The sequence below is a fragment of the Ovoidimarina sediminis genome (genome assembly GCF_032586175.1).
GTDB lineage: Bacteria > Pseudomonadota > Alphaproteobacteria > Rhodobacterales > Rhodobacteraceae > Ovoidimarina > Ovoidimarina sediminis.
This window is the reverse complement of sequence record NZ_JAWHTE010000061.1, coordinates 1-3,605: the sequence shown is the minus strand read 5'-3', so window position 1 is coordinate 3,605 and position 3,605 is coordinate 1. Positions and strand designations below refer to the sequence as shown.

Here is a 3,605-nt window from a genome sequence, read left to right as displayed (position 1 = left end):
AGACAGGATGAATCACAAATCAGCTCCAACAGGAATCCCCGCGATTCAGGTTTTCAGTCGGATGCTTTAGCGCGCGGGGGCGGGCAAGAAGTGCTCTGGTAATGGGAACTAGATATGAATTCTGAAGGCGGTCCAGGCTCTCTGGACGAATTGCTCAAGACATTAGATTTTCTTCACACGCCGTCCTTTCTGCTGAGCGTCGATACGTCGGGAACGTTTCGGTTCAGCGGGTTGAACAAGGAACTCGAAAGCCGGACAGGTCTTCAAAGCGCAGATCTCGCAGGGCTCACCCCACACGAAGCGCTACCGCCCCGCATGGCCGACACGGTCGAAGCAAATTACGCCCGCTGCAGGGATACATGCGAAGCCTATTCATACGAAGAACTGCTTGATCTTCCCTATGGCCAAACATGGTAGCGTACCACGCTGACACCGACCATCGAGAACGGTGCGGTCATCGCAATCGTCGGAACCGCAGTCGACGTCACCGAGTTCCGCTCAAAGCTCCAAACCGCCAGCGACGCGCATGAAAGCCTTCGCTCACAGGCTGAAACATACCAGACCCTCGCGCATGCATCGATGGTGCAGATGCGGGGGCCGCTGAACAACATAATCTCATTGGGCCAGATGCTACGCCGCGAAATCCGGGAACCGATGTCGGCAAGGGTGCAACTCCTCGACCTGATGACAGAAACCGCAGTCACCGCACTCGAGGAAATTGACGGGTTCGAGTTTCATCTGGACGAACAACCAAGTCCCGCAGCAGCCCCGATGGCGATGATCGATTTTGGGCATCTCTGCCGCGACTTTTCCGCCATCGTGGATCCGGAACGGCGGCTTTCGATCCTATTTCCGGAAGCAACGCTACGGGCGAACCGCGATGATACACAGTATGTGTTCCGCGCACTGTTCGAAGAAACAGCCCATCGCGCACGCGACACAGTATCGATTTCCGTGTCGGACGATCCCGGACGTACAAACCGGCTTCAGGCGAGTTTTCGCATGACTTGCAATGCCGGGGACAGGCCAACAGCGGCGGAACGCCACTGGCTCGATTCCACTTTGCGGTCGCGCAGGGGTGAAATTTCCATCGACGCCGACCGTGCGCGGGACGATGGGCTAATGACTCTCATCTTCACGGTATTTTTGCCTGGGCACCTAGTCGCCGCGCCCGACGGATCGCGTGCGCCCCGCGAGGTCAATCGCGGCCTGTCGGGTCGCGCCACCGGTTGACGATGGGGTAGCGCCGGTCGAGCCAGAAGGATCGTTTCGTGAGGCGCGTGCCCGGTGCCGATTGGAACCTCTTGTATTCACTGAGGTAGATTAGGCGCTCCACAGACCGGATTACATCGGCGTCATACCCTTCTGCCACCAGGTCGGCCACGCTGGCCTCTCGATCGATCAGCCCTTCGAGAATGCCGTCGAGGACCTCGTATGGCGGCAGGCTGTCTTCATCCTTCTGGTCCTCGCGCAGTTCCGCAGAGGGCGGCTTGTCGATCACCCGTACCGGGATTACCTCACCTTCTGGGCCCTTCATCCAAGGCCGATGGTTTGCGTTTCGCCAGCGGCACGTCTCGAAGACGCGGGTCTTGTAGAGATCCTTGACCGGATTGTAGCCTCCGGCCATGTCTCCGTAGATCGTCGCATAGCCGACCGCGACCTCGGATTTGTTGCCGGTGGTCAGGAGCATCTCGCCGAACTTGTTCGACAATGCCATCAGAAACAGGCCCCGCAGCCGCGACTGGATGTTCTCTTCCGTGAGGTCGGGCGTCGTACTCGTGAAAAGCGGCGCAAGCGTCTCCGTAACAGCCTTTCGCGCAGCCGAGATCGGCGCTGAATCGAGCCGGCATCCGAGATTGCGTGCCACTGCCGCCGCATCCTCCAGCGAATGCTCGGACGTATATTCCGATGGCATCATCACCGACCGCACGTTTTCTGGACCCAAAGCATCCGCCGCGATCGTTGCCACAAGCGCGGAATCGACGCCTCCGGACAGGCCAAGGAGCACCTTCCTGAACCCAGTCTTGCGGCAATAATCGCGCAAGGATTGCACCATAGCGCGGTAATCCTGTTCCCACGCATCGTGCATCGGCGCGACTTCGCCCGGTTCGGCCCGCCAGCCCGATTCCGTTTCGACGAAATCGACATGAACGACCGCCTCGTCGAACACAGGTAGGCGAACAGCAAGCTCCCCACCTGGATTCAGTACGAAACTGCCACCGTCGAAGACCTGGTCGTCTTGCGCCCCAACCATGTTGAGGTAAACGAGCGGCAGCCCCGTCTCGACGGTGCGCGCCACCATGTGGTTGAGGCGCGTATCGTACTTTCCGCGGTAATAGGGCGAACCGTTCGGCACGATCAGGATCTCGGCACCGCTTTCGGCAAGGGCCTCGGGCACCTCCTCGTGCCAGGCATCCTCGCAGATCGGCGTGCCAATCCTTACGCCTTCAAGATCATAGGGCCCGGCAATCGGCCCGGAGTCGTAAAGCCTCACCTCGTCGAACACCGTCTCGTTGGGCAACTCATGCTTCAGCACTTGTCGCACGAGGCGCCCATCCTTGTAGACATGATAGGCGTTGTAGAGGCTGTCACCCTGCAAGAGCGGCCCGCCGATCCCTATCGCCGGCCCACCCACGGCACGCGCGCCAAGCGCCGCCACATGCGCCATCGCGTCCTCGGTGAAGGCACGCTTCATTACCAGATCCTGTGTCTGATAGCCCGCGATGAACATCTCCGGTAAAGCCACCATGTCTGCCCCGGCAGCGCGCGCCGCTTCCCAGGCGCCAAACGCCTTTTCGGCATTCCCCTTCAGATCCCCCACCGTGGGGTCGAGCTGCGCCAGCGTCAGGCGAAAACGGTTGGCCATGGATCATCCTTCGATTGCCACAAGCGCTCTAGCGCGAGCCGCCGCCGGGTAAAAGGCCGCGCTGCCCAAAAACCTTGCGGGTCCCGGGGGCGTCACCTAGACTCTTCCGCAATCCGGTCAAATGCCGGAACGGGGCGGGCCAGCCAGGGAAAGAGGACCACGGGGTCATGGTAACTTCGCGAAAGACAGCCATTCTTCTCGCAATCAGCATCGGCCTCGGATCGACCGCGGCCCTCGCGCAGGACGGGCAGGTCGTCACCAAGCAATACGACGACGGCGGGATCTACGAGGGCACGTTCCGCGACGGCAAGCAGCACGGCCAGGGCACGTACCGGTTGCCCAACGGCTATGAGTACACGGGCGAATGGATTGATGGAGAGATACGCGGGAACGGTGTGGCACGGTTCCCGAACGGTTCGATCTACGAAGGCGCGTTCGTCGCCGGCAAACCTGAAGGCACCGGGAAGATTACCTTTGCCGATGGCGGCACCTATGAAGGCGACTGGGTCGATGGGGAGATGACGGGTCAGGGGCTTGCCGTCTACGCCAACGGTGTGCGCTACGAAGGTAACTTCAAGAACGCGCTCCACCATGGCCGCGGTCGGATGGAAAGCCCGGGTGGTTATGTCTATGACGGCGCCTGGGTCGACGGGATCAAGGAAGGCGAGGGCAGGATCACCTACCCGGACGGCGCGGTCTACGAGGGCACGCTCGTCCGCGGAAAACGTCAGGGCACCGG

General features: G+C 60.7%; 4 protein-coding genes. 3 read left to right on the top strand and 1 reads right to left on the bottom strand.

The genetic code is table 11. The features are described from left to right. The first annotated feature begins 114 nt into the window (after positions 1 to 114). Positions 115 to 417, top strand: coding sequence for a hypothetical protein (locus RXV90_RS25700; protein WP_316653267.1), 303 nt, complete (start codon positions 115 to 117; stop codon positions 415 to 417). A 210-nt stretch (positions 418 to 627) separates the two neighbouring features. Further along, on the top strand, positions 628 to 1,233 hold the full coding sequence (locus RXV90_RS25695; RefSeq protein WP_316653265.1) for a hypothetical protein: 606 nt from the start codon (positions 628 to 630) through the stop codon (positions 1,231 to 1,233). Here RXV90_RS25695 and RXV90_RS25690 read toward each other — a convergent pair. Next, entirely contained in the window at positions 1,199 to 2,866 is a 1,668-nt protein-coding gene (locus RXV90_RS25690; RefSeq protein WP_316653263.1) for an NAD+ synthase, read from the bottom strand. The genes RXV90_RS25695 and RXV90_RS25690 overlap by 35 nt on opposite strands. A gap of 167 nt (positions 2,867 to 3,033) precedes the next feature. Here RXV90_RS25690 and RXV90_RS25685 point away from each other — a divergent pair. Beyond that, positions 3,034 to 3,605: MORN repeat-containing protein (locus RXV90_RS25685; RefSeq protein WP_410482404.1), on the top strand; the 572-nt coding region annotated here is incomplete at its 3' end.

Coding starts and splice junctions, on each gene's coding strand:
- RXV90_RS25700 (WP_316653267.1), top strand. CDS start 115: ATGAATTCTGAAGGCGGTCCAGGCTCTCTGGACGAATTGCTCAAGACA.
- RXV90_RS25695 (WP_316653265.1), top strand. CDS start 628: ATGCTACGCCGCGAAATCCGGGAACCGATGTCGGCAAGGGTGCAACTC.
- RXV90_RS25690 (WP_316653263.1), bottom strand. CDS start 2,866: ATGGCCAACCGTTTTCGCCTGACGCTGGCGCAGCTCGACCCCACGGTG.